At 64.0% G+C, this 25,184-nt stretch carries 22 protein-coding genes; 12 read left to right on the top strand and 10 right to left on the bottom strand.

Features of this window, described 5'->3' with window-relative positions; translation table 11 throughout:
• The first annotated feature begins 7 nt into the window (after positions 1 to 7).
• The 9 genes from AT984_RS02525 to AT984_RS02565 all read left to right on the top strand — a co-directional run bounded on the left by AT984_RS02525 (position 8) and on the right by AT984_RS02565 (position 9,929).
• Complete coding sequence (locus AT984_RS02525) at positions 8 to 1,699, top strand: DUF2341 domain-containing protein (RefSeq protein ID WP_058718764.1); 1,692 nt, start codon at positions 8 to 10, stop codon at positions 1,697 to 1,699.
• An 18-nt stretch (positions 1,700 to 1,717) separates the two neighbouring features.
• The gene (locus AT984_RS02530; protein ID WP_058718765.1) at positions 1,718 to 2,131 is read left to right on the top strand and encodes an ExbD/TolR family protein; all 414 of its coding nucleotides are present in this window, start codon (positions 1,718 to 1,720) and stop codon (positions 2,129 to 2,131) included.
• A 9-nt stretch (positions 2,132 to 2,140) separates the two neighbouring features.
• A complete protein-coding gene (locus AT984_RS02535) occupies positions 2,141 to 2,542 on the top strand; it encodes an ExbD/TolR family protein (RefSeq protein WP_058718766.1) in 402 nt (133 codons plus the stop codon).
• A gap of 10 nt (positions 2,543 to 2,552) precedes the next feature.
• A complete protein-coding gene (locus tag AT984_RS02540; protein WP_156421860.1) occupies positions 2,553 to 3,266 on the top strand; it encodes a TonB C-terminal domain-containing protein in 714 nt (237 codons plus the stop codon).
• A 93-nt stretch (positions 3,267 to 3,359) separates the two neighbouring features.
• Complete coding sequence (locus tag AT984_RS02545; RefSeq protein WP_058718768.1) at positions 3,360 to 5,177, top strand: putative porin; 1,818 nt, start codon at positions 3,360 to 3,362, stop codon at positions 5,175 to 5,177.
• A 17-nt stretch (positions 5,178 to 5,194) separates the two neighbouring features.
• Positions 5,195 to 5,863 carry a hypothetical protein gene (locus AT984_RS02550; RefSeq protein WP_058718769.1) on the top strand — a complete coding sequence of 223 codons (669 nt, stop codon included), beginning with the start codon at positions 5,195 to 5,197 and terminating at the stop codon, positions 5,861 to 5,863.
• Between the two features lie 100 nt (positions 5,864 to 5,963).
• Entirely contained in the window at positions 5,964 to 7,643 is a 1,680-nt protein-coding gene (locus tag AT984_RS02555; RefSeq protein WP_058722037.1) for a gamma-glutamyltransferase family protein, read from the top strand.
• Between the two features lie 278 nt (positions 7,644 to 7,921).
• A complete protein-coding gene (locus AT984_RS02560) occupies positions 7,922 to 9,361 on the top strand; it encodes an MFS transporter (RefSeq protein WP_082679726.1) in 1,440 nt (479 codons plus the stop codon).
• Entirely contained in the window at positions 9,348 to 9,929 is a 582-nt protein-coding gene (locus tag AT984_RS02565) for a GNAT family N-acetyltransferase (protein ID WP_058718770.1), read from the top strand. Before AT984_RS02560 ends, AT984_RS02565 begins: the two co-directional genes overlap by 14 nt.
• A gap of 18 nt (positions 9,930 to 9,947) precedes the next feature.
• Here AT984_RS02565 and ugpQ read toward each other — a convergent pair whose 3' ends face one another.
• From ugpQ to ugpB, 5 genes are all read right to left on the bottom strand, one after another.
• A complete protein-coding gene (ugpQ, locus tag AT984_RS02570; protein WP_058718771.1) occupies positions 9,948 to 10,688 on the bottom strand; it encodes a glycerophosphodiester phosphodiesterase in 741 nt (246 codons plus the stop codon).
• On the bottom strand, positions 10,685 to 11,767 hold the full coding sequence (locus AT984_RS02575; RefSeq protein WP_058718772.1) for a sn-glycerol-3-phosphate import ATP-binding protein UgpC: 1,083 nt from the start codon (positions 11,765 to 11,767) through the stop codon (positions 10,685 to 10,687). Before AT984_RS02575 ends, ugpQ begins: the two co-directional genes overlap by 4 nt.
• Positions 11,768 to 12,016: 249 nt before the next feature.
• Positions 12,017 to 12,868: a sn-glycerol-3-phosphate ABC transporter permease UgpE gene (ugpE, locus tag AT984_RS02580; protein ID WP_058718773.1), complete on the bottom strand. Its 852-nt coding sequence runs from the start codon at positions 12,866 to 12,868 to the stop codon at positions 12,017 to 12,019.
• 1 nt (position 12,869) lies between these two features.
• Entirely contained in the window at positions 12,870 to 13,757 is an 888-nt protein-coding gene (ugpA, locus tag AT984_RS02585; RefSeq protein ID WP_058718774.1) for a sn-glycerol-3-phosphate ABC transporter permease UgpA, read from the bottom strand.
• An 11-nt stretch (positions 13,758 to 13,768) separates the two neighbouring features.
• Entirely contained in the window at positions 13,769 to 15,079 is a 1,311-nt protein-coding gene (gene ugpB / locus AT984_RS02590) for a sn-glycerol-3-phosphate ABC transporter substrate-binding protein UgpB (RefSeq protein WP_058722038.1), read from the bottom strand.
• A 396-nt stretch (positions 15,080 to 15,475) separates the two neighbouring features.
• On the opposite strand from ugpB, the gene AT984_RS02595 reads away from it, so the two are divergent.
• The gene (locus AT984_RS02595; protein WP_058718775.1) at positions 15,476 to 19,411 is read left to right on the top strand and encodes a DUF3683 domain-containing protein; all 3,936 of its coding nucleotides are present in this window, start codon (positions 15,476 to 15,478) and stop codon (positions 19,409 to 19,411) included.
• Between the two features lie 112 nt (positions 19,412 to 19,523).
• Here AT984_RS02595 and AT984_RS02600 read toward each other — a convergent pair whose 3' ends face one another.
• Entirely contained in the window at positions 19,524 to 20,555 is a 1,032-nt protein-coding gene (locus tag AT984_RS02600) for a Bug family tripartite tricarboxylate transporter substrate binding protein (RefSeq protein ID WP_082679728.1), read from the bottom strand.
• A gap of 58 nt (positions 20,556 to 20,613) precedes the next feature.
• Here AT984_RS02600 and AT984_RS02605 point away from each other — a divergent pair, with 58 nt between their 5' ends.
• Positions 20,614 to 21,057 carry an HIT family protein gene (locus tag AT984_RS02605; RefSeq protein WP_058718776.1) on the top strand — a complete coding sequence of 148 codons (444 nt, stop codon included), beginning with the start codon at positions 20,614 to 20,616 and terminating at the stop codon, positions 21,055 to 21,057.
• Between the two features lie 34 nt (positions 21,058 to 21,091).
• Here AT984_RS02605 and AT984_RS02610 read toward each other — a convergent pair whose 3' ends face one another.
• Positions 21,092 to 22,147, bottom strand: a complete 1,056-nt coding sequence (locus AT984_RS02610) for an ornithine cyclodeaminase (RefSeq protein ID WP_058718777.1) — start codon at positions 22,145 to 22,147, stop codon at positions 21,092 to 21,094.
• A 167-nt stretch (positions 22,148 to 22,314) separates the two neighbouring features.
• Here AT984_RS02610 and AT984_RS02615 point away from each other — a divergent pair, with 167 nt between their 5' ends.
• Positions 22,315 to 22,740, top strand: a complete 426-nt coding sequence (locus AT984_RS02615; RefSeq protein WP_058718778.1) for an Lrp/AsnC family transcriptional regulator — start codon at positions 22,315 to 22,317, stop codon at positions 22,738 to 22,740.
• Between the two features lie 36 nt (positions 22,741 to 22,776).
• Here the strand turns inward: AT984_RS02615 and AT984_RS02620 are convergent, their stop codons facing one another.
• The 3 genes from AT984_RS02620 to AT984_RS02630 are packed head-to-tail and all read right to left on the bottom strand — an operon-like array spanning position 22,777 to position 25,168.
• Positions 22,777 to 23,397 carry a PqiC family protein gene (locus AT984_RS02620; protein WP_058718779.1) on the bottom strand — a complete coding sequence of 207 codons (621 nt, stop codon included), beginning with the start codon at positions 23,395 to 23,397 and terminating at the stop codon, positions 22,777 to 22,779.
• Positions 23,394 to 24,401 (bottom strand): MlaD family protein, encoded by a 1,008-nt coding sequence (locus tag AT984_RS02625; protein ID WP_058718780.1) that lies wholly within the window; start codon positions 24,399 to 24,401, stop codon positions 23,394 to 23,396. The genes AT984_RS02620 and AT984_RS02625 overlap by 4 nt, the downstream gene beginning before the upstream one ends.
• Positions 24,398 to 25,168, bottom strand: a complete 771-nt coding sequence (locus tag AT984_RS02630) for an ABC transporter ATP-binding protein (protein WP_058718781.1) — start codon at positions 25,166 to 25,168, stop codon at positions 24,398 to 24,400. The genes AT984_RS02625 and AT984_RS02630 overlap by 4 nt, the downstream gene beginning before the upstream one ends.
• Positions 25,169 to 25,184 lie beyond the last annotated feature (16 nt).

A 25,184-nucleotide genomic window follows, 5' to 3' on the forward strand; every position in this document is an offset into this window, starting at 1 on the left:
CAACATCATGCGCAAACTTCTCGCCGTTTTGTCCATCGCCTTGTTGTCACCGGCCGCCCATGCCTGGTGGCATGCCGACTGGACCGAGCGCACCCGCATCACCCTCAACACCTCGGCCCAGGGCCTGGAAACCAAGGAAGCGGCCAGCAATGTGGCCGTGGCCGTGCGTCTGCATTCGGGCAACTTCGACTTTGCCGCCGCCAAGCAAGACGGCGCCGACCTGCGCGTGCTGGCGGCCGACGACAAGACGCCGCTGAAGTTCAGCATCGAGCGCTTTGACAGCGTCAATGAACTGGCAGTGCTGTGGGTGCAAGTGCCCAGCGTGCTGCCGGGCAGCGACAAGAATCAGTTCTACGTCTACGCGGGCAATAGCAAGGCCAGTGCCGAGGCGGCCGATCCTTTGATGGGCTTTGATGCCGCCACGCTGGCCGCCTTCCACTACAGCGACCCGGCGCCGTCGGGTGCCGATCAGCTGGGCCCCATCAAGCCCGGCAGCCCCGTCAGCATCGAGCCCAATGGCTTGCTGGCGGCCAGCGCCAAGCTTGACGGCAAGCCCATCAGCTATGCGCTGAGCGACAAGGCGGTGGCCGATGCCGGCAACCAGCTGACGCTGAGCCTGTGGGTCAAACTCAAGCAGGTGGGCGCGGCCGACTTGCTGCAATGGGGCGGATTGAAACTGGCCTTGAAGGACGGCAAGCTGCTGGCCAAGGGCGAGGGCAAGGCTGAACTCAGCGGCGGTGAGGTCGCGCCCGAACGCTGGACCCATCTGGCCCTGCGCCTGGGTTTGGGCAAGGCGACCTTGTTCATCGCTGGCGTGCAAGTCGCCCAGGGTGATATGGTCACGCCCAATCTGGGCAATAACCTGAAGTTGGGTGAGGGCGCGCAAGGTCTGCTGGACGAGCTGCAAATTGCCAGCACCCTGCGCAGCGCCGACTGGTTGGCCGTGTCGGCCGGCGCCCAAGGCGCGGAAAGCCGCTTGCTGGCGGCGCAGCGTGAGAACACGGGCACGGCAGAGGGTGAGGAGTCCCACGGCCATATGGCCATCCTGGTCAAGAACCTGACGACCGACGCCTGGGTGGTCATCATCATCTTGGCGGTGATGTTCGTCATCGCCGTCTGGGTCACCATTTCCAAGGCCTTGCTGGTCTCGCGGGCCGACCGTGGCAATCGCAGCTTCCTCAAGCGCTTCCGCGATGCCGATGGCGATCTGCTCAAGCTGGGCGACGACAAGCAGCATGGCGCTTCGCCGCTGTTCCGCCTCTACAAGGCCGGCGTGCATGAGCTGGGCAAACGCAAGATCGGCCAGGCCGGCGGCCCGGTGCTGAGTGCCTCGGCCATGAATGCGGTCAAGGCCTCGGTGGATGCCGACTTTGTGCGCGAGAACGCCCAGCTCAACTCGAATATGGTTTTGTTGACCATCGCCATCTCGGGCGGCCCCTTCCTGGGTCTGCTGGGCACGGTGGTGGGCGTGATGATCACTTTCGCGGCGATTGCGCAGGCGGGCGATGTCAACGTCAACGCCATCGCGCCCGGCATCGCCTCGGCCTTGCTGGCCACGGTGGCGGGCCTGGCGGTGGCGATTCCGGCGCTGTTTGCCTACAACTATCTGGCCGCCAAGATCAAGAACGTGGCCTCGGACATGCAGATCTTCATCGACGAGTTCATCACCCGCGTGGCCGAAACCCACGGCGCGCAGTGATGGTGCCCAGGAGCCGCCATGTCTGCTGACGTCAAAACCGAGCTGACCCCGTTTGATGACATCAACGTCACGCCGATGTTGGATCTGGCCTATGTGTTGTTGGTGGTCTTCATCATTCTGACCACAGCCTCGGTGCAAGGGGTGAAGGTGCGGTCTCCTGTCACACAAGCCGCCAACAATCTGGCCAAGCCGCAAACGCGGGCGATCACGATCACCTCGGACGGTGCCGTCTACCTGGATGCCTACCCGGTCAGCCTGGAGCAACTCAGCAGCAGCCTGGCCCAGTACAAGGCCGCCAATCCGGCGCTGCCGGTGGTGCTCAAGGCCGATGCCACGGCCCAGTACGACAAGGTCATGCAGGTGCTGGAGGTGGCCAAGAAGCTGGACATCACCGAGATCGGCCTGGTCACCAAACGCGCCGTGCCGGAATAAGAGCAAGCCATGCAGATTTCGACCGAAGCCAAACCCTACGACACCATCAATGTCACGCCGATGCTGGACCTGGCCTATGTGCTGCTGGTGGTGTTCATCTTGATGACCACCGCCTCGGTGCAGGGCTTGTCCATCAGCATGCCCAAGCCCAGCAACAAGCCCGCCACTGAAAAGCATGACTTGCGCATCGTGCAGGTGATGCCCGATGGCGGCATCTTGCTCAATGGCGTGGGTGTGAATCTGGAGGAGCTGGAGCAGCAGCTGCTGCGCGCCAAGGCGGCCGATGCGCAGATGTCGGTGGCCATCAAGGGCGATGGGCGCAGCCAGTATCAGTACGTGGTGGCTGTCGTGGACCTGTGCAACAAGCTTCAGCTGAATATGGGCCTGGTGACGGCCAAGATCGGCACCTGAGGGTGATGTGATGAGTAGTGGATTGGCTGAAGATCATTTGAACGACTCGCCGCGCCGCACCTGGCTGCTGCGCGGCGCTGTGGCGCTTGGCTTTGTGGCCGCCGTGCTGCTGGTGGCCTGGACCGTGAAGAACATGAAGCCCACGGCCGCGCCCAAGCAGCAAACCGCCAAGATCACCATCTTGCCGGACACCCCGCCGCCGCCTCCGCCGCCCAAGGACGAGCGAAAGCCCGAGCCGCCCAAGGACGAGACCAAGCAAGTCATGCGCGACGAGCAACTCAAGCAGGCCGAGGCGCCCAAGCCGGCCAATGAGCCGATCAAGATGGAAGGCGCGGCGGGCGATGGCCCGAGTGCTTTTGCCGCCGGCGGCGTCAGCAAGGAATACAGCGGCGGCGCGGTGGCCAGCGGCGCGGCGCAGCAAGGCACGAGCAGTGACCGGGCGCAGGAGCGCTTCTTCGCCAACAGCGCCAAGCAAATGTTGCGCGATGCGATCGAGCGCCACCTCAAGAGCGAGGCCACGCAAGCCACCGCCGAGTTCAATGTGTGGATCGCCAAAGACGGCGCCATCACACGCTTTGAGCTGCGCCCCAGCGGCGATGTGCGCCTGGACGCCGAACTCGCCGCCGCCCTGGATGAAACGGCACGCAGCCTCAAGCTGCTGCCGCCGCCCGTGGCCGCCGCACAACCGATGAAATTCCGCCTCAATGTGCGGCCAATGGGCTGAGGCGGGCTGTGTTCTCGCCTTCTCTCGTGCCTTCGCCTATGCCTGCCGCACACCCCTGGCTCAACCCCTTCATGTCTTAACGCGAAATCTCTCATGCGCCTTCCGAACTCCCGCCAACGCTGCCTGGCCCTGGCCTTGGCTTCAGCCCTTTGCGTCCCCACGGCCCACGCCGACGAGAAGCGTGAACTTGAACAACTGCGCGCCACCACGCTGGCGCTGATCGATGCCCTGGTCGGCCAAGGCCTGCTCTCGCGTGAGCGGGCCGATGCCTTGCTCAAGCAAGCTCAGGCGCCTGCAGCCAAGCCCGCAGCCGCGCCGGCAACCTGGGGCACGCCTCTGGCGGGGGCCGCTGTAGCCGGCGCCGCCGCCGGTGCGGGGGCCACAGGTGCCGGCAGCAATGGGGTCATCCGCGTGCCCTATGTCAGCGAAACCCTGCGCGCGCAGATGCGCGAAGAAATCAAAAACGAGGTGCTGGCCACCGCGCGTGAAGAGCGTTGGGCCGACCCGCGCAGCCTGCCGGAATGGGTGCGCGGCACCACGGTAGAAGGCGATGTGCGGGTGCGCTGGCAGAGCGAGCGCTATGCCCAGCCCAGCTATGCGGTGGACCCGCTCACTGGCCAACAGATCGGTGTGCCCTGCCTGAATGTGGGAGGCAATCTGCCGGCCGAGTGCTACCGCACACAGAAGGATTCGCCGGCCTGGGCGCCCGACCTGGTCAACACCACCAACAACCGCGACCGTCTGACGCTGCGCGCCCGCTTAGGCGTGGCGGTGAAGGTGTCGGATGAAGTCTCAACCGGCTTGCGCATTTCCACCGGCACCACCTCCGGGCCGAGTTCGGCCTCGCAGACCCTGGGCAACTATTTCAACAAGTCGAGCGTGGTGCTGGACCGCGCCTTCATCCGCTGGGAGCCGCGCTACAACCTGCGCATGCTGGCCGGCCGCATGGCCAACCCCTTCTACGGCGGCGACTTGCTGTGGCCCGACGACATCGGCTTCGACGGCCTGGCCGCGCAAGGCGACCTGACCTTGGCCAGCGGCATGTTTGGTTTCGCCACCGCCGGCGCCTTCGCGCTGGAAGAGTTCAATACCGACAAGCGCGACAAATGGCTCTACGGTTTCCAGGCCGGCTTGGAAATGGCCATGGGCAACAACACCATCGCGCGGGCCGCCCTGGGTTCCTACCGCTTCCAGAACATCGAAGGCGTGCGCGCCACCGACTTGCCCCTGGCCAGCAGCAATCCGCGCAGCGCGACGCAAAGCTATCTCAGCTCGCAATACGCCATCTCGGCACGCCAGAAGGGCAATACGCTGATCAACCTCTGCCCGGTCAGCAGCGAGAACAATGCCACCGTGCCGGCACCTTGCGCCAACGGTGGCCCGGTCTGGGGCTTGGCCTCCAAATTCCTGCCCATCAACCTCAGCGCCGGCCTGACTTTCAAGCAGTTTGACCCGGTGGAAATTGGCGTGAGCGTCGATTGGGTGCGCAATAGCGGCTTCGATCTGGCCGATGTCCGCAAGCGCGCCGGCACCAGCACCGTGGACAATCTGGCGGAGCGCAGCACCGGCGCCCAGCTGCGCTTCAACCTGGGCACGCCCAAGCTGGCCAATGCAGGTGACTGGACCAGCTTTGTGGCGCTGCGCCGCTTCGAGCGCGATGCCTGGCTGGACGCCTTCACTGACACCACCTGGCATATGGGCGGCACCAACTACCAGGGCTGGCAAATCGGCGGCCAATACGCCTTTGACCGCCGCAGCACCATTGGCGCCCGCCTGACCAGCACCCGCAATCTGGACGACGGCGTGCGTGTGCCGCTGGACCCCAGCAACCCGAGCATCGTGACCGGCAATCTCTCCAGCGCGACGCTGAAGATTGATGTGTTCCAGATCGACTTGAACACCCGCTTCTGAGCCGGAGCAAAGCCATCATGTCAGCACGAATCGACAACAAGCTCTGCATCGCCTTCTTGCTGCTGTGCCTGAGTCTGGGCGCAGCCCATGCCGCCGAAGGCGAGGGCAAGGCCGGGCGTGAGCGCGAGCAACTGCGCCGGGTGCAAGCCGCCTTGCAGGCCGAGCAGTCCAAGCGCCAAGGCCTGGAAGCCGAGAAGGCCGCCCTGTTGAGCGACAAAGAGCAGCAAGTCCAGCAAGCCAAAGCGCAGGCGCAAAGCGCCACCCGCGCCTTGCAGCAGCAGCGCGACAAGGCCTTGGCCGAGGCTGCGGCCCTGCGCCGGGAGCTGGATGAGGCGCAGGCCAAGCAAAAGGAGGCTAGCCAGGCGCAGGAGCAAACCGCGCTACAGCTGAACCAGCAATTAGCTCAAGCCCGCCGCGACAACGCCGAGCTGCGCCAAGGCAACCAAAGCCTGACGGCCCTGCTGGCGCGCAACAGCCAGGCCCTGACCCAGGCCCAGGCCAGCAACCGCGAGCTGCACGCCTTGGCCCTGCAAGCCCTGGATCGCTGGGTCAACAAAACCGTGGCCGAAGCCACGCTGCAGCAAGAGCCGGTGCTGGGTCTGGCCCGGGTGCAGATGCTGGATACGGCCGAAAACATGCGCGCGCGGATTGACGCGCAGCGCCTGCAGCCCGCCACCGCTCAATAGTCGGGGCAGGCCCGTCCTTTTGGGCCTGCCCGGGCCATGACTTCGGTGATGCGCTTGCGCTGCGGCCACAATGGGCGCAACCCTCAAGGAGTTGTGCGACATGAGTAGCATCAGCGGCAGCAGCAGTACCAGCAGCAAGAACAAGCCTTTCGACTGGCATCAGGCCTACCCCAGCGTGCGCAGCCCGCTGTTTGCCCGCAATATCGTGTCCACCTCGCACCCGCTGGCCGCGCAGGCGGGGCTGCGCATCATGGCGCAGGGCGGCAATGCGGTGGACGCCGCCATCGCCACGGCCGCCTGCATGACTTTGTTGGAACCCTGCAGCAATGGCCTGGGCTCGGACGCTTTCTGCATCCTCTGGGACGGCAAGGAATTGCATGGCCTCAATGCATCGGGCACCGCGCCTGCCGCCTGGACGCCCGAATACTTCTTCAAAATCTATGGTCGCGAGGCTAAGACTCCGCCCAAACGCGGCTGGGGTGGCGTGACCGTGCCCGGCGCCGTGGCCGGCTGGGTGGCCTTGAGCGAGCGTTTTGGCAAGCTGGAATTTGCCGCCCTGATGCAGCCCGCGATTGAGATTGCCGAGCGCGGCTATGCCGTGCCGGTGATCGTGCAGCGCAAATGGGCAATGGCGGCGGAGGTGGCTGATCTCACCGCCCAACCCGGTTTTGCCGAGGCCTTTTTGCCCAAGGGCCGCGCCCCTGCGGTGGGTGAGAACTTCAAGTTTGCCGATGCCGCCCGGACACTGCGCTTGATCGCCGAGACCCGGGGCGAGGCCTTTTATCGCGGCGAGGTGGCCGCCGCAGTGGAGCGCTTTGCGCGGGCCACCGGAGGTGCCATCACGGCGGCCGACTTTGCGGCCTACCAGCCCGAGTGGGTCAAACCCATCTCGCAAGACTATGCCGGCCACAGCCTGCATGAGATTCCGCCTAATGGCCAGGGCATTGCGGCGCTGATGGCGCTGGGAATTTTGAAGCACCTGGATCTGCGCGCCCACAGCGTTGACAGCGTGGCCGCCCAGCATTTGCAGATCGAGGCGATGAAGCTGGCTTTCGCCGACATCTACCGTTATGTGGCTGACCCGCGCAGCATGGAACTCAGCAGCGCGGAACTGCTGGACCCGACTTATCTGGCCCAGCGCGCCCGGCTGATCCAGCCGCAGCGGGCGCAAGATTTCAAATGCGGCAACCCGGTCAAGGGTGGCACCATCTATCTGACTGTGGCGGATGAGAGCGGCATGATGGTCAGCTTCATCCAAAGCAATTACATGGGCTTTGGCTCCGGCCTGGTGCTGCCGGGCTATGGCGTGTCGCTGCAAAACCGGGGCCACTGCTTCACGCTGGAGGCGGGGCACCCGAATGTGGTGGCGCCGGGCAAGCGGCCCTTCCACACCATCATCCCAGCCTTCTTGACCCGGGAGGGCAGGCCGGTGATGAGCTTTGGCGTGATGGGCGGCAATATGCAACCCCAAGGCCATATGCAAACCCTGGTGCGCATGCTGGACTACGGCCAGAACCCGCAAGCCGCTTGCGACGCACCGCGCTGGCGTTTCAACGAAGGCCTGTCTATCAATGTAGAGCCGCATATGAAGCCGGCCACCATTGAGGGCTTGCGAGCGCTGGGCCATGTGATCGGGGATATTCACGACAGCTACCAAGACTTCGGCGCCGGCCAATTCATCTGGCGCCTGGACGGCGGCGCGGCCAGCCCGGATGCTGATGCCCAGGGCTATGTGGCCGCTAGCGACCCGCGGCGTGATGGCGCAGCGGTGGGCTTTTAGGCCTTTGGGGGCAGACCGGTCAAGCGCAGCTGACCATGGCTTGACTTACGAATGCCACACCTCGCCTGTTAGGATCAAGCCGTATTTGATGTCAAGCCGACCATGACCAAACTCCTCGACCGCAACCGACGCAGCGCACCCCGTGCCGCTGGCGTTTGCGCTCGCGGTCATGTGACACGAGCCGGCACCGCTTCGCCGCATTGACGCTGAACGTCCCGCGCCGCAGCTAGCCAGGCCGCTTACCGGTCTGGCCCATCAAAGATTTCTGGAGATTTTTTATGCAAACCCGACAAGCTCGGCGTCTGCCCTGGTTTGGCTTATGGCGTCGCTTGGCCGCCGCCCTGACCCTGCCACCCAATGACTTGCTGCGCGATATGGTGTATCGCCGCTTGTTCTCGTCCATCCTGATCAGCTCGCTGGGCGGGCAGATCACCATGCTGGCGCTGCCGCTCACCGCAGCGCTCTTGCTCAACGCCACGCCCACCCAAATGGGCTTGCTGACGGCGATGGAGATTGCGCCATTCGTGCTGTTCTCACTGCCCTCGGGCGTGTGGCTGGACCGGGTGCGCAAGCTACCCGTCTACATCATTGGCGAGAGCATGTTGGCGGTGACTGTTGCGACGGTTCCCTTGGCCGCCTGGATGGGCTGGCTGAGCATGAGCTGGCTCTATGTGGTGGGCTTTGTGCTGGGCACGGTCTACACCACGGCCGGCAGCGCGGCGCAAATTGTGCTGACCCAGGTGGTGGAGCGTGACCGCTTGGTGGAGGCGCATGCCAAGAACGCCCTGGCCAGCTCGGGCGCCGAGGTTGTGGGCCCTGGCATTGCCGGGGTGCTGATCAAGCTGATGGGGGCGCCCATGGCCTTGGCTGTGGATGCGACCCTGGTGCTGTTTTCGGCCCTGATTCTGCGCGGCATCCAGGTCAAGGAAGTGCTCAAGCCCAGCCAGGATCAGCGCTTCTGGGATGAACTCAAGGGCGGCTTGCGCTTCGTGCGCGAGCACAGCTTGCTGGTCAGCCTAGCCCTGGCGGTAGGCGGCTGGCAGTTTTTCAACAACGCCGCGCAGGTGGTGCAGATTCTGTATGCCTCGCGCACCCTGGGCCTGTCGGCGCAAGAGATCGGCCTGAGCTATGTGGCGCTGGGTGCCGGCACCGTGCTGGCCAGCATTTTTGGCTCGCGCCTGAGCGCGCGCATTGGCCCGGGGCCCAGCTTGGTGCTGGGCTTGGCGGTCAGTGGCCTGGGCTGGTTGATGCTGGCGCTGACTCCGGCCAGCCTGGTCGGCGCGCCGGTGTTTGCCTTGATGCTCTTCATGTTCGGTGTGGGCGCGGTGCTGATCTTCATCACCTTTTTGGCCTTGCGCCAAGCCGTCACGCCGACGGCCATGTTGGGCCGCATGACCAGCACCATGCGCTGGTTGACGATTGTGCCGGCCGGGCCGGGCGCCTTGATCGGCGGCTGGTTGGGCGAGCATGTCAGCCTGCGTTCGACTCTGCTGTTCGCCGGCATCGGCGCCTTGCTGGTCAGCCTGCTGGCCTGGCGCCTGAGTACCTTGCGCCATGTGTTGGTATTGCCCAGTACCGGCCAAGACGACGAGCCCGTGTTGGGTGCCGAAGCCATGCCCGGCGCCTTGGGCGAGGGTGAGATCGGCGGTGACCCTAGTGCAAGTTTCAGCAGTACCGCCAGCACCAAGCAGCAAGGGCCTGAACATGGCAAGACCTGACCCCATCCTGATCCAGGTGCCTGAGCGGATTGAGGGCGAGTCCATCGTTCTGGCTGCGCCGGTGGCGGGCCTGGGGCCGCTGATGGCGGCGGCCATTGCTGAGTCCATCGAGCACCTGCGGCCCTGGATGATCTGGGCCCAGGAGGCGCCCAGCATGGAGGCCTCCGAGGCCGTGATGCGGCGCATGCAGGCCGACTTCATCGCCCGGCGTGATCTCGTCTATCAAATCTATGCCAAGGACGCCAGCGGCCAGTGCACCGAACTGTTGGGCGGCACCGGCTTGCACCGGCTGGACTGGGATGTGCGGCGCTTCGAGATCGGCTACTGGCTGCGCAGCAGCGCCGTCGGCCAGGGGCACGCCAGTGCGGCGGTTCGTTTGCTCACGGCAATGGCATTCAGTCAATTGCAGGCGCGGCGGGTGGAGATCCGCATGGATGATCGCAACCTCGCCAGCCGCGCAGTGGCCGAGGCCTGTGGCTTTGAGTTCGAAGGCCTGCTGCGCCGCGATAGCCTGGGCGTGGACGGCGAGCCGCGTGACACGCGGGTCTATGCCCGCATCGAGGCCTGAGCCGTGGGCCGTGCTTGTTCAGGCGGGTGAGAAGCAATCCACCGCGTCGGTAATGATGCCGTCCACGCCCCGCGCAATCAGGGCTTGGGCGGCCTCAGCGTCGTTCACCGTGTAGACCAGGGCCTTCATGCCGGCGGCGTGAATGGCGTCTACGGTCGGCTGGTCCATCAGCCGGTAATTGCTGATGACGGCGGCGCAGCCCAGGGCTTGGGCCTCGGCCAGCCAGCCTTCGCGCAGGTTGTCGAGCAACAGGCCGCGTGGGATGTCGGGCGCGGTTTCACGGGCGCCTTGCAAGGCCTCGGGCTCGAAGGAGCTGAACAGCGGGGCCAGACCCGAGTCGGCCCACAAACGCAAAACCTCGCGGCCGACCACCTGACCGGTCAGCAGGGCTTGGCCGGGCGTGGGTTTGATTTCGATATTAAAGGCATAGCGATTGCCGATGATGAAGCGGGCTAGCGCCTCCAGGCTGGGCAGCGGCTCGCCGGCAAAAGCGCGGCTGTGCCAGCTGCCGGCGTCCAGGCGCGAGAGTGTGGCCCAGGGCAAGTCGCCCGCTACGCCTTGGCCATTGCTTGTGCGCTCCAGCGTGGCGTCATGCAGTAAAAAAGGAATGCCGTCGCTGGACAGTTTCACATCGCACTCAAAAGCCCGGTAGCCATGCTGGGCCCCAAGCCGGAAGGCGGCCAAGGTGTTCTCGGGCGCCAGCTTGCCGGCGCCGCGGTGGGCGATCCAGAAGGGCAGGGGCCAGGCTTGGGCGTTCATGGGTTCACGCGCAAGGTGGTTTCACTATCGAACCAGTGCAGATGACGCGCGCTAACTTCCAAATAAAGCGTGTCACCGATGGCGGGTGGCGTCACCGTGCCGTCAATGCGCAGGGTGAAGGCTTCTTCGCCCAGCCGGCCGTAAACCAGGCGCTCGGCGCCCAGCATCTCGATCATCTCGACGCGCAGCGGCCAGGCGCCGGGCTGGGTTTGGGTGCTGCTCCAGGCGTCCACATGCTCGGGGCGCAGGCCCAGGGTCAGTGCGCCGGGGCGTGGCGCGGCGGCGGGCAAGGGCAGGGTAATGCCCTTGAGTTTGAAACTGCCGCCGTCTACTTGGCCTTTGAGCAGATTCATCGGCGGAGAGCCCATGAACCCCGCCACAAAGGTGGAGGCCGGGCTGCCGTAGACCTCTTCGGGTGTGCCGAACTGCTCCATGCGGCCGCCGTTCATGACGATCATGCGCTGCGCGAGCGTCATGGCCTCGACTTGGTCGTGGGTGACGAAGAGCGAGGTCACGCCCAGTTCGCGGTGCAGCTTTTGAATTTCCAGCCGGGTCTGAGCGCGCAGCTTGGCGTCGAGGTTGGAGAGCGGCTCGTCGAACAAAAACACCTGTGGGTTGCGCACGATGGCGCGGCCCATGGCGACGCGCTGGCGCTGGCCGCCGGAAAGCTCGCGCGGCTTGCGCTCCAGCAAGGCGCCCAGCTCCAGAATCTTGGCCGCTTTGTCGACGCGGGTCTTGATCTCGGCCTCGGGCACTTTCTGAATCTTCAGGCCGTAAGCCATATTGGCGAATACCGTCATATGCGGGTAGAGCGCGTAGTTCTGGAACACCATGGCGATGTCGCGCTCGGCCGGCTCAATCTGATTGACCACGCGGGGGCCGATGGCGATCTCGCCATCGCTGATTTCCTCTAGGCCCGCCACCATGCGCAAGAGCGTGGACTTGCCGCAGCCCGAGGGGCCGACGATGACGACGAACTCGCCATCCTTGATCTCGGCGTTGACGCCGTGAATCACCTGATTGGCTTTGGGGCCGTGGCCGTAGCGTTTGATGATGTTGCGAAGGGAGATGCTGGCCATGTCAGTCTTTGGAATGTGTTTTCGGGCTAGAAAACTTGGTTCTAGTCAGAGGGGACGAGTTGTCCCAAATCTTCTCGTCACTTGAGATCAGTCCGACCTTATGTACGGGGCGGGTCTGAACTCAATTCATCTAATCAGTTGGGGACAGAGCAGCCCCGGGGTACCGGGTCAGGTCTGTCCCCAAGCTCACCTAATCAGTTGGGGACAGAGCAGCCCCTGAGTACAGGGTCAGGTCTGTCCCCAAGGGCATTATTTTTCCGTATCCACCAACCCCTTGACGAACCAGCGCTGCATCAAGATCACCACCAGCGCCGGCGGGATCATGGCCAGCAGGGCGGTGGCCATGATGATGTTCCAGTCGTTGGCGGCGTCGCCGCCGCTGATCATGCGTTTGATGCCGATCACCACCGGGTACATGTTTTCTTCGGTGGTCACCAGCAAGGGCCAAAGGTATTGGTTCCAGCCGTAGATGAACTGGATGACGAACAAGGCGGCGATGCTGGTGCTGGACAGCGGCAGCAGCACGTCCTTGAAAAAGCGCATCGGGCCGGCGCCGTCCATGCGGGCGGCTTCCACCAACTCGTCCGGCACGGTCATGAAGAACTGGCGGAATAAGAAGGTGGCGGTGGCCGACGCAATCAGGGGCACGGTCAGGCCCGCATAGCTATTGAGCAGGCCTAAGTCGGAGATGACTTGGTAGGTCGGCAGGATGCGCACCTCCACCGGTAGCATCAGCGTGACGAAGATGGCCCAGAAGAAAAAGCTCTTGAAGGGGAAGCGGAAGTAGACGATGGCGAAGGCCGAGAGCAGCGAAATCGCGATCTTGCCCAACGCAATCACCAGCGCTGTCACCAGGCTCACCCACATCATCTGCGCCACAGGCGCTTTGGAACCCGCCCCGCCGGCATGGCCGAAGAGAGCGGCGCTGTAGTTGTCGGCGAAATGGCTGCCCGGCAGCAGCGGCATGGGGGCTTGCACGATGGCCTCCGCCGTATGCGTGCTGGCCACAAAAGCGATGTAGAGCGGGAAGGCGACGATCAGCACGCCCAGCAGCAGGACCAGATGGGAGAGCACGGTCAGGCCCTTGTTTTTCTCAACCATGTCAGTAACTCACCCGCTTCTCGACATAACGGAACTGCAAGACGGTCAGGGCCACCACGATGGCCATCAAGACCACCGACTGCGCGGCCGAGCCGCCCAGGTCCATGGCCTTGAAGCCGTCGTAATACACCTTGTAGACCAGGATGGCCGTGTCTTTGCCGGGGCCACCGTGGGTGGCGGCGTCGATGATGCCGAAGGTGTCGAAGAAGGCGTAGACGATATTGATCACCAGCAGGAAAAAGGTGGTGGGCGAGAGCAGGGGGAAGACGATGGTCCAGAAGCGCCGCCAGGGTTTGGCGCCGTCAATGGCCGCCGCTTCCAGCAGCGATTTGGGGATGGACTGCAGGCCCGCCAAGAAAAATAGGAAGTTGTAGGAAATCTGCTTCCACACCGCGGCCATCACCACCAAGGCCATGGCCTGGCCCGAGTTGAGCAAGTGGTTCCAGTCAAAACCCATGGCATTCAATGCGTAGGCCACGATGCCGATGGAGGGCGCGAACATGAACATCCACAGCACGCCGGCAATCGCCGGCGCCACCGCATAAGGCCAGATCAGTAAGGTTTTGTAGGCTAGGGCGCCGCGCACCACGCGGTCAGCCATCACCGCCAGCAGCAGCGAAATGCTGATGCCCAGGCCCGCCACCAGCACCGAGAAGACGGCGGTGGTTTTGAAGGAGGCCAGATAGCCGGCATCGCTGAACAGGGTGCGGAAGTTATCCAGCCCCACCCATTCGGTGCTCATGCCAAAAGCGTCTTGCTGCTGCAGGGACTGCAGCACCGCCTGACCGGCCGGCCAAAAGAAGAACACCGAGATGATCAGCACCTGCGGTGCCAGCAAGGCCCAGGGCAGCCAGCCGGATTTGAATTGAACGCGTTTTTCGAGAGCCATGGTCGGGGCGATCAGCCTTTGCTATTGGCCTTCTGGAATTTCTCCAGCTGCTCGTTGCCGCGCTGGATGGCGGTGTCAATGCCTTCCTTGGGCGTCTTCTTGCCGCTCCACACGCCTTCCATCTCTTCGTCGATGATAGTGCGGATTTGCACGAAATTGCCCAGGCGCACGCCGCGGGACTTGTCGGTGGTCTTGCGGATCATCTGGGTCACGGCCACATCGGTGCCGGGGTTGGCTTTGTAGAAGCCGCTCTTCTCGGTCAGCTCGTAAGCCGCCTTGGTGACGGGCAGATAGCCGGTGCGCTTATGGCTTTCCATCGCCACTTCGGGGCGCGACAGATAGTTGAAGAAAGCGGCCACGCCCTTGTATTCAGGCGCCTTCTTGCCGGCCATCACCCACAGGCTAGCGCCACCGATGACGGTGTTCTGCGGCGCGCCAGGCACGTCGGGGTAGAAGGGTAGCGGGGCCATGCCGTAGGCGAACTTGGCGTTCTTCTTCACATTGGCGTAGAGGCTGGACGAGGCCGTTTGCATCGCGCATTCGCCCGACACAAAAGTCGCATCCGCCGCATTGCCGCGGCCCTTGTAAACAAACAGGCCCTGCTTGGACATATTCGCCAGGTTTTCGATATGGCGCAGATGCAGCGGGGTGTTGAAGGCCAGGCGCGTGTCCAGGCCGCCGAAGCCGTTGTTCTTGCTGGCGTATTCGACGTTGTGCCAGGCCGAGAAGCTCTCCAGCTGCGTCCAGCTGACCCAGCTGGTGGTGTAGGGGCACTTCACGCCGCTGGCCTTGAGCTTGGCGGCGGCCAGGGCCACCTCGGGCCAAGTGCTCGGCGCCTTGTTGGGGTCCAGGCCGGCGGCCTTGAAGGCATCCTTGTTGTAGAACAGCACGGTGGTGGAGCTGTTGAAGGGGAAGCTCAGCATCTGCCCATTGGCGGCCGTGTAATAGCCAGCCACGGCGGGCACATAGATGCTGGGGTCGAACTTGGCGCCACCTTGCTTCATCACCTCGCCCACCGGCACGATGGCGCCCTTGCTGGCCATCATGGTGGCGGTGCCGACTTCAAACACCTGCAGGATGTGGGGTGCATTGCCGGCGCGGAAGGCGGCGATGGCGCTGGTCATGGACTCGTCGTAGCTGCCTTTGTAGGCGGGCACGATCTTGTAGTCCTTCTGGCTGGCGTTGAAGTCGCGGGCCAGGTCGGTGACCCAATCGCCGAGGGCGCCGCCCATGGAATGCCACCACTGGATTTCGGTTTGTGCGCTGGCTTGGGTGCTCAGGCCGGCGATCAGCAGGGCGGGGGCAATGTGTTTGAGTTTCAGCATGGTTTTAGTGGTTCCAGCGGGGATGGGCGGGGACTTTTTCGTTGCGGATTGTGACATTGCTGGCGGCGCGCTTTGCCATGCTGGCCTGGCTGCGAAAATCGCCGCTCCGGGCCAAGGTCTATTCAGCGTTAGGCGGGTAATTTGCTGCGCTGCGGTAGGATTCACCCCCCAAGCAGGAGGGCAGGGTGGCGACAGGCTGCATTGTTTCCATAGGCGCTTGCGGGCCGGGAGAATCCTCCGGTTTCTTGAGGGGTAGTTCTAATCAAGCAGCCAAAAGCCGCGCGAATACCCGCACACTCGACGTCTTGCCGCGAATTTCCAGTTCCGCTGCTTGGCCGCTTGCTGCGGCCGAGCAGCCTAATCAGAGCGCTTTGCGGCGCTCGGCCGCCATTCATGAATGCTCCGCATCCCCTGATGCCCGTAGTGACTCCTCCCGCCAACCCTGCTGACGTTGGCGTGGCCAATTCACATGAGTCACATGCTGCGCCCCGCCTGCGCGAGATTCCCTACAACTACACCTCCTTCTCCGACCGCGAAATCGTCATTCGCCTGCTCGGTAACCGCGCCTGGGAATTGCTCAATCAGCTGCGCCAGGAGCGCCGCACTGGCCGCAGCGCCCGCATGCTGTACGAGGTGCTGGGTGATATCTGGGTGGTGCAGCGCAACCCCTATTTGCAAGACGATTTGCTGGACAACCCGAAGCGCCGGGCTTTGCTGATCGAGGCCTTGGAGCACCGCCTGCACGAGGTGGAACGCCGCCGCGACCCCAGCACCGACGCACAACGCGACGCCCATGTGGGCGAGTTGTTGAGCGCCGCCCGTGGCGCGGTGCAGCAGTTTGCACGCCAGTTTGTGGAGGTGGCCGAGCTGCGCCGCCGCGCCACCAAGCTGCTGGGCAAATCGACCGCCAAAGACAATATCAAGTTCGACGGGCTCTCGCGCGTCAGCCATGTGACCGACGCCACCGACTGGCGCGTCGAGTACCCCTTTGTGGTGCTCACCCCCGACACCGAGGCCGAGATGGCGCAGATGGTCAAGAGCTGCGTCGAGCTCGGCCTGACCATCATCCCGCGCGGCGGCGGCACCGGCTACACCGGCGGCGCCGTGCCCCTGGTGTGGAATAGCGCCGTCATCAATACCGAGAAGCTCGAGGCCTTGCGCGGCGTCGAGATGCTGCGCCTGCCCGGGCTGGACCGCGAAGTGGCCACCATCTTCAGCGAAGCCGGCGTGGTGACCCAGCGCGTGGCCGATCTGGCCGAGCAGCATGGCTTTGTCTTTGCGGTGGACCCGACCTCGGCTGAGGCCTCCTGCGTGGGTGGCAATGTGGCCATGAATGCGGGCGGCAAAAAGGCGGTGCTGTGGGGCACGGCGCTGGACAACCTGGCCTCCTGGCGCATGGTGACACCCGAGGCCAAGTGGCTGGAGGTGATCCGCCTGAACCACAACCTGGGCAAGATCCACGATGTGGAGATGGCCAGCTTTGAGCTGAACTATTTCGACGCCACCGGCAAAAAGCTCGAGCGCAGCGAGCGCCTCGACATCCCCGGCCGCGTCTTCCGCAAGGAAGGCCTGGGCAAGGACGTTACCGACAAATTCCTGGCCGGCCTGCCCGGCATTCAGAAGGAAGGCTGCGATGGCCTGATCACCAGCTGCCGCTGGATCGTCCACAAGATGCCGGCCCATGTGCGCACCGTTTGCCTGGAGTTCTTCGGCAACCCGCGCGAATGCGTGCCCAGCATTGTCGACATCAAAGACTTCATGTTCGAGGAGGCCAAGCGCCCGGGCGGCGCGGTGTTGGCCGGTCTTGAGCATCTGGATGACCGCTACCTCAAGGCCGTTGGCTACTCCACCAAGAGCAAGCGCGGCGGCCTGCCCAAGATGGTCTTGGTGGGCGATATCGTCGGCGAAGACGCCGATGCCGTGGCGCGCGCCACCAGCGAAGTGGTGCGCCTGGCCAATGGCCGCAATGGCGAAGGCTTTGTGGCCGTGTCGGCCGACGCCCGCAAGAAGTTCTGGCTTGACCGTAAGCGCACGGCCGCCATCAGCAAGCACACCAACGCCTTCAAGGTGAACGAAGACGTGGTGATCCCCTTGCCCCGCATGGGCGAGTACACCCTGGGGATTGAGCGCATCAATATCGAGCTGAGCCTGCTCAACAAGCTGGCCTTGGTGGACGCCCTGCAAGCCCTGTTCGAGCAAACCAAGTTGCCGCTGGGCAAGAGCGACGACGCCGGCGACATCCCCAGCGCCGAGCTGCTGGGCGACCGGGTTCAGCAAGCCCGCAGCCTGCTGGCCCAGGTGGGCGGGCAGTGGAAGCAGTGGAAGGATGAGCTGGATCTGGCCCGCGCTGACGAGCCCAGCTTCTTCGACCAATTGCAAGACCATTCCCTGCGCGCCTCCTGGAAGACCCAGATCCTCAAGCCCCTGCAAGCCATCTTCAATGGCGCGGCGTTTGAGCCCATCTTGGCCGAGTGCAAACGCATCCACGGCGAGATCTTGCGCGGCCGCGTCTGGGTGGCCCTGCATATGCACGCCGGCGACGGCAATGTGCACACCAATATCCCCGTCAACTCCGATAACTACGAGATGCTGCAGACGGCGCATGGCGCCGTGGCCCGCATCATGAAGCTGGCGCGCAGCCTGGACGGCGTGATCTCCGGCGAGCACGGCATCGGCATCACCAAGCTGGAATTCTTGAGTGACGAAGAGCTGGCGCCTTTTGCCGGCTACAAGGCCAAGGTGGACCCGGAAGGCCGCTTCAACAAGGGCAAGCTCTTGCGCCTGGGCGGGCCGGAGTCCATGACCACCTTCGCCGATCTGACCAATGCCTACACGCCCAGCTTCGGGCTGATGGGGCATGAGTCGCTGATCATGCAGCAAAGCGATATCGGTGCTATCAGCGACTCGATCAAAGACTGCCTGCGCTGCGGCAAATGCAAGCCGGTCTGCGCCACCCATGTGCCGCGCGCCAATCTTCTTTACTCGCCGCGTAACAAGATCCTGGCGACCTCGCTGCTGGTCGAGGCCTTCCTGTACGAAGAACAAACCCGCCGCGGCATCTCGATCAAGCACTGGGAAGAGTTCGAAGATGTGGCTGACCACTGCACGGTCTGCCACAAATGCGCCAACCCCTGCCCGGTCAAGATCGACTTCGGCGATGTGACCATGAATATGCGCAATCTCTTGCGCAAGATGGGTCAGAAGAGCTGGCGCCCCGGCAATGCCGCCGCCATGTTCATGCTCAATGCCAGCAACCCCGAGACCATCAAGGTGGCACGCGCGGCCATGGTGGGCGTGGGCTTCAAGGCGCAGCGCCTGGCGCACGATGTGCTCAAGCGCTTCGCCAAGGCGCAGACGGCGGCGCCCCGCGCCAGCGTCGGCCCGGCGCCGATCAAGGAGCAGGTGATTCACTTCATCAACAAAAAGCTCCCCGGCGGCCTGCCCAAGAAGACCGCGCGCGCGCTGCTGGACATCGAGGACAAGGACTATGTGCCGGTGATCCGCAACCCGGCCGCTACCAATGCCGAAACCGAGGCGGTGTTCTACTTCCCCGGCTGCGGCTCCGAGCGTTTGTTCAGCCAGGTCGGCCTGGCGACGCAAGCCATGCTGTGGCACGCGGGGGTGCAGACCGTGCTTCCACCGGGTTATCTGTGCTGCGGCTATCCGCAGCGCGGCTCGGGTCAGTTCGACAAGGCCGAGAAGATGATCACCGACAACCGGGTCTTGTTCCACCGGGTCGCCAACACGCTCAACTACCTCGACATCAAAACGGTGGTGGTCAGCTGCGGCACCTGCTATGACCAGCTGCAGGGCTATAAGTTCGAGGACATCTTCCCCGGCTGCCGCATCATCGACATCCACGAGTACCTGCTGGAAAAAGGCATCACCCTGGGTTCAAGCAAGAGCTATCTCTACCACGACCCCTGCCACACGCCGATGAAGCTGCAAGAGCCGATGAAAACGGTCAAGGCGCTGGTGGGTGACAACGTGGTTGAAAGCAAGCGCTGCTGCGGCGAGAGCGGCACCCTGGGCGTGACCCGGCCCGATATCTCCACGCAGATCCGCTTCCGCAAGGAAGAAGAGTTGCGCGCCACCGAGACCCAGCTGCGCGACAGCGGCAAGGTCGCTGCGGCCGATAACCTCAAGATTCTGACCAGTTGCCCCAGCTGCCTGCAAGGCCTGAGCCGCTACGGTGGCGACTTGCAAAACGGCTTGCTGGAGGCCGACTACATCGTCGTTGAGATGGCGCGCCAAATCCTCGGTGAGGATTGGATGCCGGAGTATGTGGCCAAGGCCAATAACGGCGGCATTGAGCGAGTGCTGGTGTAAGACGACGCAGGCGAACCTGCTGGGCTTAGGCCTGGCAGATCTTGCAAAGATCTTTCGCTAGGGATTGGCGGGCAAGACCTGACCCCGAAAGGTCAGCTTGGCATCCCAGCGCTTACTCCGCCGACAGCTTGCGCTCTTTGATCAGCGTGTGCCAGATCTGCGTTTCCTGCTGCAGATAGCGCGCCAGGCTGGGGCCGTCGCCAGGGATGACTTGCAAGCCGAACTCTTCCAGCCTGGCCTTCACCTCGGGCAGGGCGATGGCCTTGTTCATCTCCAGCGTCAGGCGCTGCACGATGGGCTCGGGCGTGCCTTTGGGCACGAACAGGCCCTGCCAGGCCGATACGTCCACGCCCTTGAGCCCCAATTCCTCGAAGGTGGGTACATCGGGCAGTTGCTGGAGGCGGGTCTTGCTCAGCACCGCCAAGGCCCTGAGCTTGCCGGCACGGATCTGGGACAGGCCGGCGGCGCTGTCCAGAATCGCCATCGGCACAATGCCCGACATCACATCCTGAATCGCGAAGGCCGTGCCTCGGTAGGGCACATGCACCACAAAGCTCTCGCTGCGCTGCTTGATCAGCTCCATGGCCAGATGGTGCGGGCTGCCGATGCCCGGTGAGGCGTAGCTGTATTTGCCGGGGTTCTTCTTGATTTCCGCCAGCCACTGGCTGGCACTGCTGAAGCCTGAGCTGGGGTTAACGGCCAAAATCAGCGGAAAGCGCGCCATCATGCCCACCGGCGTGAAGTCACTGGCTGCGTAGGGCAGCTTTTTGTACATGGCGCTGTTGAAAATCATCGCGCCGTTGTCCCCGCTGAGGAGGGTGTAGCCATCGCCAGGCGACTTGGCGGCCGCGTCGGTGCCTATGCTGCCTCCGGCGCCGGGGCGGTTGTCGATCACCAGGGTCTGGCCCAGCTGTTTGCCCAGGGCAGGCGCGAGTTGGCGGGCCAAAAAGTCAGAGCCGCCGCCTGCCGGGTAGGCCACGATCCACTTGATCGGTTTGTTGGGCCAGGTACCGCTCGTCTCGGCGGCCGCTGAGGCGAGGCCTGGGGCCAGCAGCGTGGCGCCCAAACTGGCCGTTAGCTTGAGGATGGCCTGGCGGCGTGTGTGGACCTTGGTCGTGACTTGGGCTGCTGGCGTGTGGGTCATGGGCCTATCGCTTGTGCTTGCTAAAGTCTGCGCATCTTAGTCAGCCCGTGAGCACAATATGAACAATATTCAGCCCCAATGTCCTTTGTGCCAGGAGAGTGGTGGCTTGCTGGTGGCGCAAAGCGCGCAGTGGCGCGTGGTGCGCGTGCTGGACGACAGCAACTTCCCCGCCTTTTATCGCTTGATCTGGGCCAGCCATGTGGCTGAGTTCAGCGATCTTTCGCCCGCCGAGCGCGTGGACTGCATGGCCGCGGTGGCGGCGGTGGAGTGCGCCTTGATGGAGGCCCTGGCGCCCACCAAGATCAATCTTGCGAGCCTGGGCAATATGGTGCCGCATCTGCATTGGCACCTCATCGCCCGCTTCGATTGGGACAGCCATTTCCCCAACCCGATCTGGGGCCAGGCCAAGCGCGAGGTGGCGGGTGGCGCGGCGGCTCGGCTGGCGCTGCCTTTGGCCGAGCTGGATCAGCGCGTGCTGGCTGCGCTGGCTGGATTGGCCTGATCAAGCCGGCCTGATCAAGCCGCGCAATGCCGCCTCAGGCAGCGGCCAAGGTGACTGCCAACATGGGCGCCGGGCGCTGCTGCAGCTGGCCAAACAGATCCTTCGGGTCGGCCATGCTGGGCACCAGACTGACGTCCTGGCCCAGGCCCAGTTCCCGCGCCAGATCGCGCAGCAGGCGCAGGGCGGAGTAGTCTTCTAGCGCAAAGCCCACCGAATCAAACACGGTCACTTGCGCGTCGTTGTCGCGGCCCTGGGCCTGGCCCTTGAGCACGCGCCAGAATTCGGTGACCGGGAAGTCCGCCGGCATCTGCTGCACATCGCCCTCGATGCGCGATTGCGGCTCGAACTCCACAAACACCTTGGCCATCTCCAGCACGGCGGGGTGCAATTCGGTCTTACCGGGGCAGTCGCCGCCGACGCCGTTGATGTGCATGCCGGGCTCAATCATCTCGGGCGTGAGGATGGTGGCATTGGTCTTGTCCGCCGTGACGGTGGTGACGATGTCGGCACCACGCACTGCCTCGGCAATGCTCTTGCACAGCTTGAGGCGCAGGCCGGCCTGACCTTGCAGATTGCGCATCAGCTTGGCACTTGCAGCGGGGTCGAGGTCGAAGAGGCGGATCTCTTCGATGCCCAGCAGGTGGTGGAAGGCCAGGGCCTGGAACTCGCTTTGCGCACCGTTGCCAATCAGGGCCATGGTCTTGGCATTGCGACGGGCCAATTGCTTGGCGGCCATGGCCGAGGTGGCGGCGGTGCGCAAGGCGGTGGTCAGGGTCAGCTCGCTCAGCAATTCGGGTCGGCCGGTGGCCACATCGGCCAGCACGCCCAAAGCCATCACGGTGGGCAGGCCTGCCTGGGTGTTTTTGGGGTGGCCGTTGACGTATTTGAAGGTGTAGAGCTGGGCGTCGGCAATCGGCATCAGCTCGATCACGCCATCGGCGGAATGGCTGGCCACGCGGGCGCATTTGTCAAACTCTTGCCAGCGCAGATAGTCGGCCTCGATGTAGCTGCACATGCGCTGCAGCAGGGCGGGCACGCCCAGGGCCTGGGCCATTCGGGCGATGTCTTGGGTGTTGAGCAGGGTGGTCATGGGCTGTCTCCAAAAGGGTTTTTGCCTTCGCCCGGTACGGTGCCGGGCAGGTCATTGCTTCGGTGTCGCCATTCTTCTCGCCTGCAGAGTGAAAGAGAAGCCGCTGAAATGCCCGAGAATCGCTAGAAATTTGCCATATCGGCAGACTAATTTGTCAGAATGCCAATATGGACACCTTGGACCAACAACTGCTGGCCCTGCTGCGGGCGGACGCGCGCAGCTCGGTCGCGACCCTGGCGCACAAGCTCAAGGTCTCGCGCGGCACCGTCACCAATCGCATCGCCAAGCTTGAAGATGCCGGCGTGATCGTGGGCTACACCGTGCGTTTACGGCCGGATGAAACGCCCAACGAGATCACCGCCTGGATGAGCATTGCGGTGGAAGGCAATAAGACCCGCGAGGTGATCAGCATCTTGCTGGGTGAGCCCGGCGTGGCGGGCCTGTTCGACACCAATGGCCGCTGGGACCTGCTGGCCGAATTGCGTGCCGCCACGCTGGGTGAGCTGGCCGAGGTGCTGGAGCGGGTGCGCTTGATCAAGGGCATTGGCGCTACCGAGACCAGCATTCACTTGCAGAGCTATATGGCCTCGTAATTGCGGCCTGAGGTATGAGGCAGGCTGGCGGCCGGGCTAGGGTTGCCGTGCCAGCTCCGCGGCCATGGCTTGGGCCAGCTGCTGCAGCACCTGGCTGTGGGCATAGGCAATGCGCTCGGGGTCGCGGCTGCTGGCGCTGGCTTCGAAGCGGCCTTGCTGCCAGCGCACTTCCGGCTTGCCTTCGCGCAACCAACTCCAGTGCGCTTCCAGCGTGACACGGCCCTGGCCGTCGGCCTCCAGGCTGCGCACATCCAGCCACAGCAGCCAAGCCGGGTCGCTGGTGCTGGGTTGCGGGCGCAGCTTGCTCAGCGTCACGCTGCGGCCGAGCAGGGCCGATAAATCGTCCGCCAGCACGCGCGGCACGGCTTCACTCAGGGGCTCGGCCCAGCGCGCTACGTCGCGGTAGTGCACCTCGCCGGCGGCAATCCGCTCCAGCAGATGGTTACGCCGGATCAGGTCGGGCAGGATCACCCGGTCCACCACCACACTGGCCTTGCTGGCGCTGCTGTTGGCAACTTGCGTGGCTGGGGGCATGGCTTGCAAGGACTGCAAAGCAACGCTGCGCGGCGGCGGAACATCGCTGGCGCAGGCGCTCAGCAGCAGCGCGCCAACAAGGGCAGCCGCGCTGGCGGTGAAATGGTGCGGGCTTGGCTTCACGGTTGATTCCTGTTCTCGGGCTGGGGCTTGCGGCCCCAGATCAGCGCATCGGGTTTGGCCTCGACGGCGTCGCTGAGCTGGCGCAGGCTTTGCGCGGTGTTTTCCAGCTCGCGCACGGTCTGTTCCAGCTGCCACACGGCGGTGGAGTCGCGCCCGGTCATCTCGCGCAAGCTGCGTGCGGCGGCGGCCACCTCGTCCAGGCCTTTGCGCAAGCTGGTCAGCGTGGCGGAGTTTTCGGCCGTCAGCTGGCTTAAGTTCTCCATGGCCGCACCGGTTTTGCCTGCGGCTTGCTGCATCGCCGCCAGTGACTCCGTGGCTTGCGGCAGCACGCGTTGCTGTTCGATGTGCAGCTCCAGCCGCTCGATCGCTTTGAGCGTGCGTTTGAGGCTGTCCAGCGTGCCGCCGGCATTGCCGATCACATTCTTCAGCTCGGGCGAGTTCACCAGCACCTTGATGGCCCGCATGGTGCTGCCCAAGTCGGCCACCATTTCCTCGACCGGCAATTGCTCCAAACGTGCCGTCATTTGGTCGAAGCGTGAGGGCAGGGTGGGGATCTCGCCCATCTCGTTGCTCAGGGCATAGAGCTTCTCGGGCGTGTTGGGCTGCAGGCTCAGATCAACCAGCAGCAAGCCGGTCAGCAGGCTCTGGCTTTGCAGCTGGGCGCGCAGACCCAGGTGGCGCATGCTGTCCAGATCGCTCAAGCCCGTGACGCGCAGGCGCCGCTCCGCCTCGGGCGAGAACTCCACCACCACCGGGATCAGAAACTTTTTGCTGTTCGGTGCCACGGTGATGCCCAGCTTGCTGACCTGGCCCACCTTGACGCCCAGAAACACCACCGGTGCGCCCACTTGCAGGCCGTAAACCGAGCCCTCGAAATACATCACCGCGCGTTCCGGCCGGCTGAACAAGGTGCCGCGCGCCAGCAGCAAGACGCCCACAAAGGCGAGCAGGCAGGCCGCGATCACGAAACTGCCGATCAAGGTCGGGTTGGCTTTTTTACTCATTGGGGCTCACTCATTGCGGCCGGCTTGCCGCGCCTCATGAAGCTGCTCACTTGGGGCGGGCCGCTGGTTAAGAGCGCTTGCGGGCTGCCCAAGGCAATCATGGTACGGGTCTTGGCGTCCAGAAACACGCAGCGGTCGGCAATGCCCAGAATGCTGGGCAACTCGTGGGTCACCATCACCACCGTGGCGCCTAAGCTGTCGCGCAGCTCCAGGATCAGATCGTCCAGGTTTTTGGAGCTGATCGGGTCCAGCCCGGCCGAGGGTTCGTCGATGAAAAGGATTTCCGGATCGATGGCCAGGGCCCGCGCCAAGGCCGCGCGCTTGCGCATGCCGCCGCTGATCTCGCTGGGGTAGTAATCATCAAAGCCACGCAAGCCCACCAAGTCGAGCTTGAAGCTGGCCAGGGCGCTGGTCTCGGCGGGGCTCAGGGCCAGGTGTTGCTCGATGATCAGGGCCACGTTCTCGTTCAGGGTCAGGGAACTCCAGAGCGCGCCGCTTTGAAACATCACGCCGCATTGGCGCTGCAGCTGGGCTTGCTCTGCCGCGCTGCTGGCCCAGAAGTCCTGGCCTTTGATCAGCACCCGGCCTTGGGCCGGGCTTTGCAGGCCGATCATGTGGCGCAGCAGCGTGCTCTTGCCGCAGCCGCTGCCACCCATGATGACGAAGATCTCACCGCGCTGCACCGCGAAGTTGAGGTCGCGCTGTATCACCCGCTCGCCATAAGCCATGGTGAGCGCGTCGATGACGATGGGGGCGGTGTCGCTCATCGTTGGAAGTGTCGGG

This window comes from Paucibacter sp. KCTC 42545, from assembly GCF_001477625.1.
In the GTDB taxonomy this organism is placed as follows: Bacteria; Pseudomonadota; Gammaproteobacteria; order Burkholderiales; family Burkholderiaceae_C; genus Paucibacter_A.

Coding starts and splice junctions, on each gene's coding strand:
- AT984_RS02525 (WP_058718764.1), top strand. CDS start 8: ATGCGCAAACTTCTCGCCGTTTTGTCCATCGCCTTGTTGTCACCGGCC.
- AT984_RS02530 (WP_058718765.1), top strand. CDS start 1,718: ATGTCTGCTGACGTCAAAACCGAGCTGACCCCGTTTGATGACATCAAC.
- AT984_RS02535 (WP_058718766.1), top strand. CDS start 2,141: ATGCAGATTTCGACCGAAGCCAAACCCTACGACACCATCAATGTCACG.
- AT984_RS02540 (WP_156421860.1), top strand. CDS start 2,553: ATGAGTAGTGGATTGGCTGAAGATCATTTGAACGACTCGCCGCGCCGC.
- AT984_RS02545 (WP_058718768.1), top strand. CDS start 3,360: ATGCGCCTTCCGAACTCCCGCCAACGCTGCCTGGCCCTGGCCTTGGCT.
- AT984_RS02550 (WP_058718769.1), top strand. CDS start 5,195: ATGTCAGCACGAATCGACAACAAGCTCTGCATCGCCTTCTTGCTGCTG.
- AT984_RS02555 (WP_058722037.1), top strand. CDS start 5,964: ATGAGTAGCATCAGCGGCAGCAGCAGTACCAGCAGCAAGAACAAGCCT.
- AT984_RS02560 (WP_082679726.1), top strand. CDS start 7,922: ATGCAAACCCGACAAGCTCGGCGTCTGCCCTGGTTTGGCTTATGGCGT.
- AT984_RS02565 (WP_058718770.1), top strand. CDS start 9,348: ATGGCAAGACCTGACCCCATCCTGATCCAGGTGCCTGAGCGGATTGAG.
- ugpQ (WP_058718771.1), bottom strand. CDS start 10,688: ATGAACGCCCAAGCCTGGCCCCTGCCCTTCTGGATCGCCCACCGCGGC.
- AT984_RS02575 (WP_058718772.1), bottom strand. CDS start 11,767: ATGGCCAGCATCTCCCTTCGCAACATCATCAAACGCTACGGCCACGGC.
- ugpE (WP_058718773.1), bottom strand. CDS start 12,868: ATGGTTGAGAAAAACAAGGGCCTGACCGTGCTCTCCCATCTGGTCCTG.
- ugpA (WP_058718774.1), bottom strand. CDS start 13,757: ATGGCTCTCGAAAAACGCGTTCAATTCAAATCCGGCTGGCTGCCCTGG.
- AT984_RS02595 (WP_058718775.1), top strand. CDS start 15,476: ATGAATGCTCCGCATCCCCTGATGCCCGTAGTGACTCCTCCCGCCAAC.
- AT984_RS02600 (WP_082679728.1), bottom strand. CDS start 20,555: ATGACCCACACGCCAGCAGCCCAAGTCACGACCAAGGTCCACACACGC.
- AT984_RS02605 (WP_058718776.1), top strand. CDS start 20,614: ATGAACAATATTCAGCCCCAATGTCCTTTGTGCCAGGAGAGTGGTGGC.
- AT984_RS02610 (WP_058718777.1), bottom strand. CDS start 22,147: ATGACCACCCTGCTCAACACCCAAGACATCGCCCGAATGGCCCAGGCC.
- AT984_RS02615 (WP_058718778.1), top strand. CDS start 22,315: ATGGACACCTTGGACCAACAACTGCTGGCCCTGCTGCGGGCGGACGCG.
- AT984_RS02625 (WP_058718780.1), bottom strand. CDS start 24,401: ATGAGTAAAAAAGCCAACCCGACCTTGATCGGCAGTTTCGTGATCGCG.
- AT984_RS02630 (WP_058718781.1), bottom strand. CDS start 25,168: ATGAGCGACACCGCCCCCATCGTCATCGACGCGCTCACCATGGCTTAT.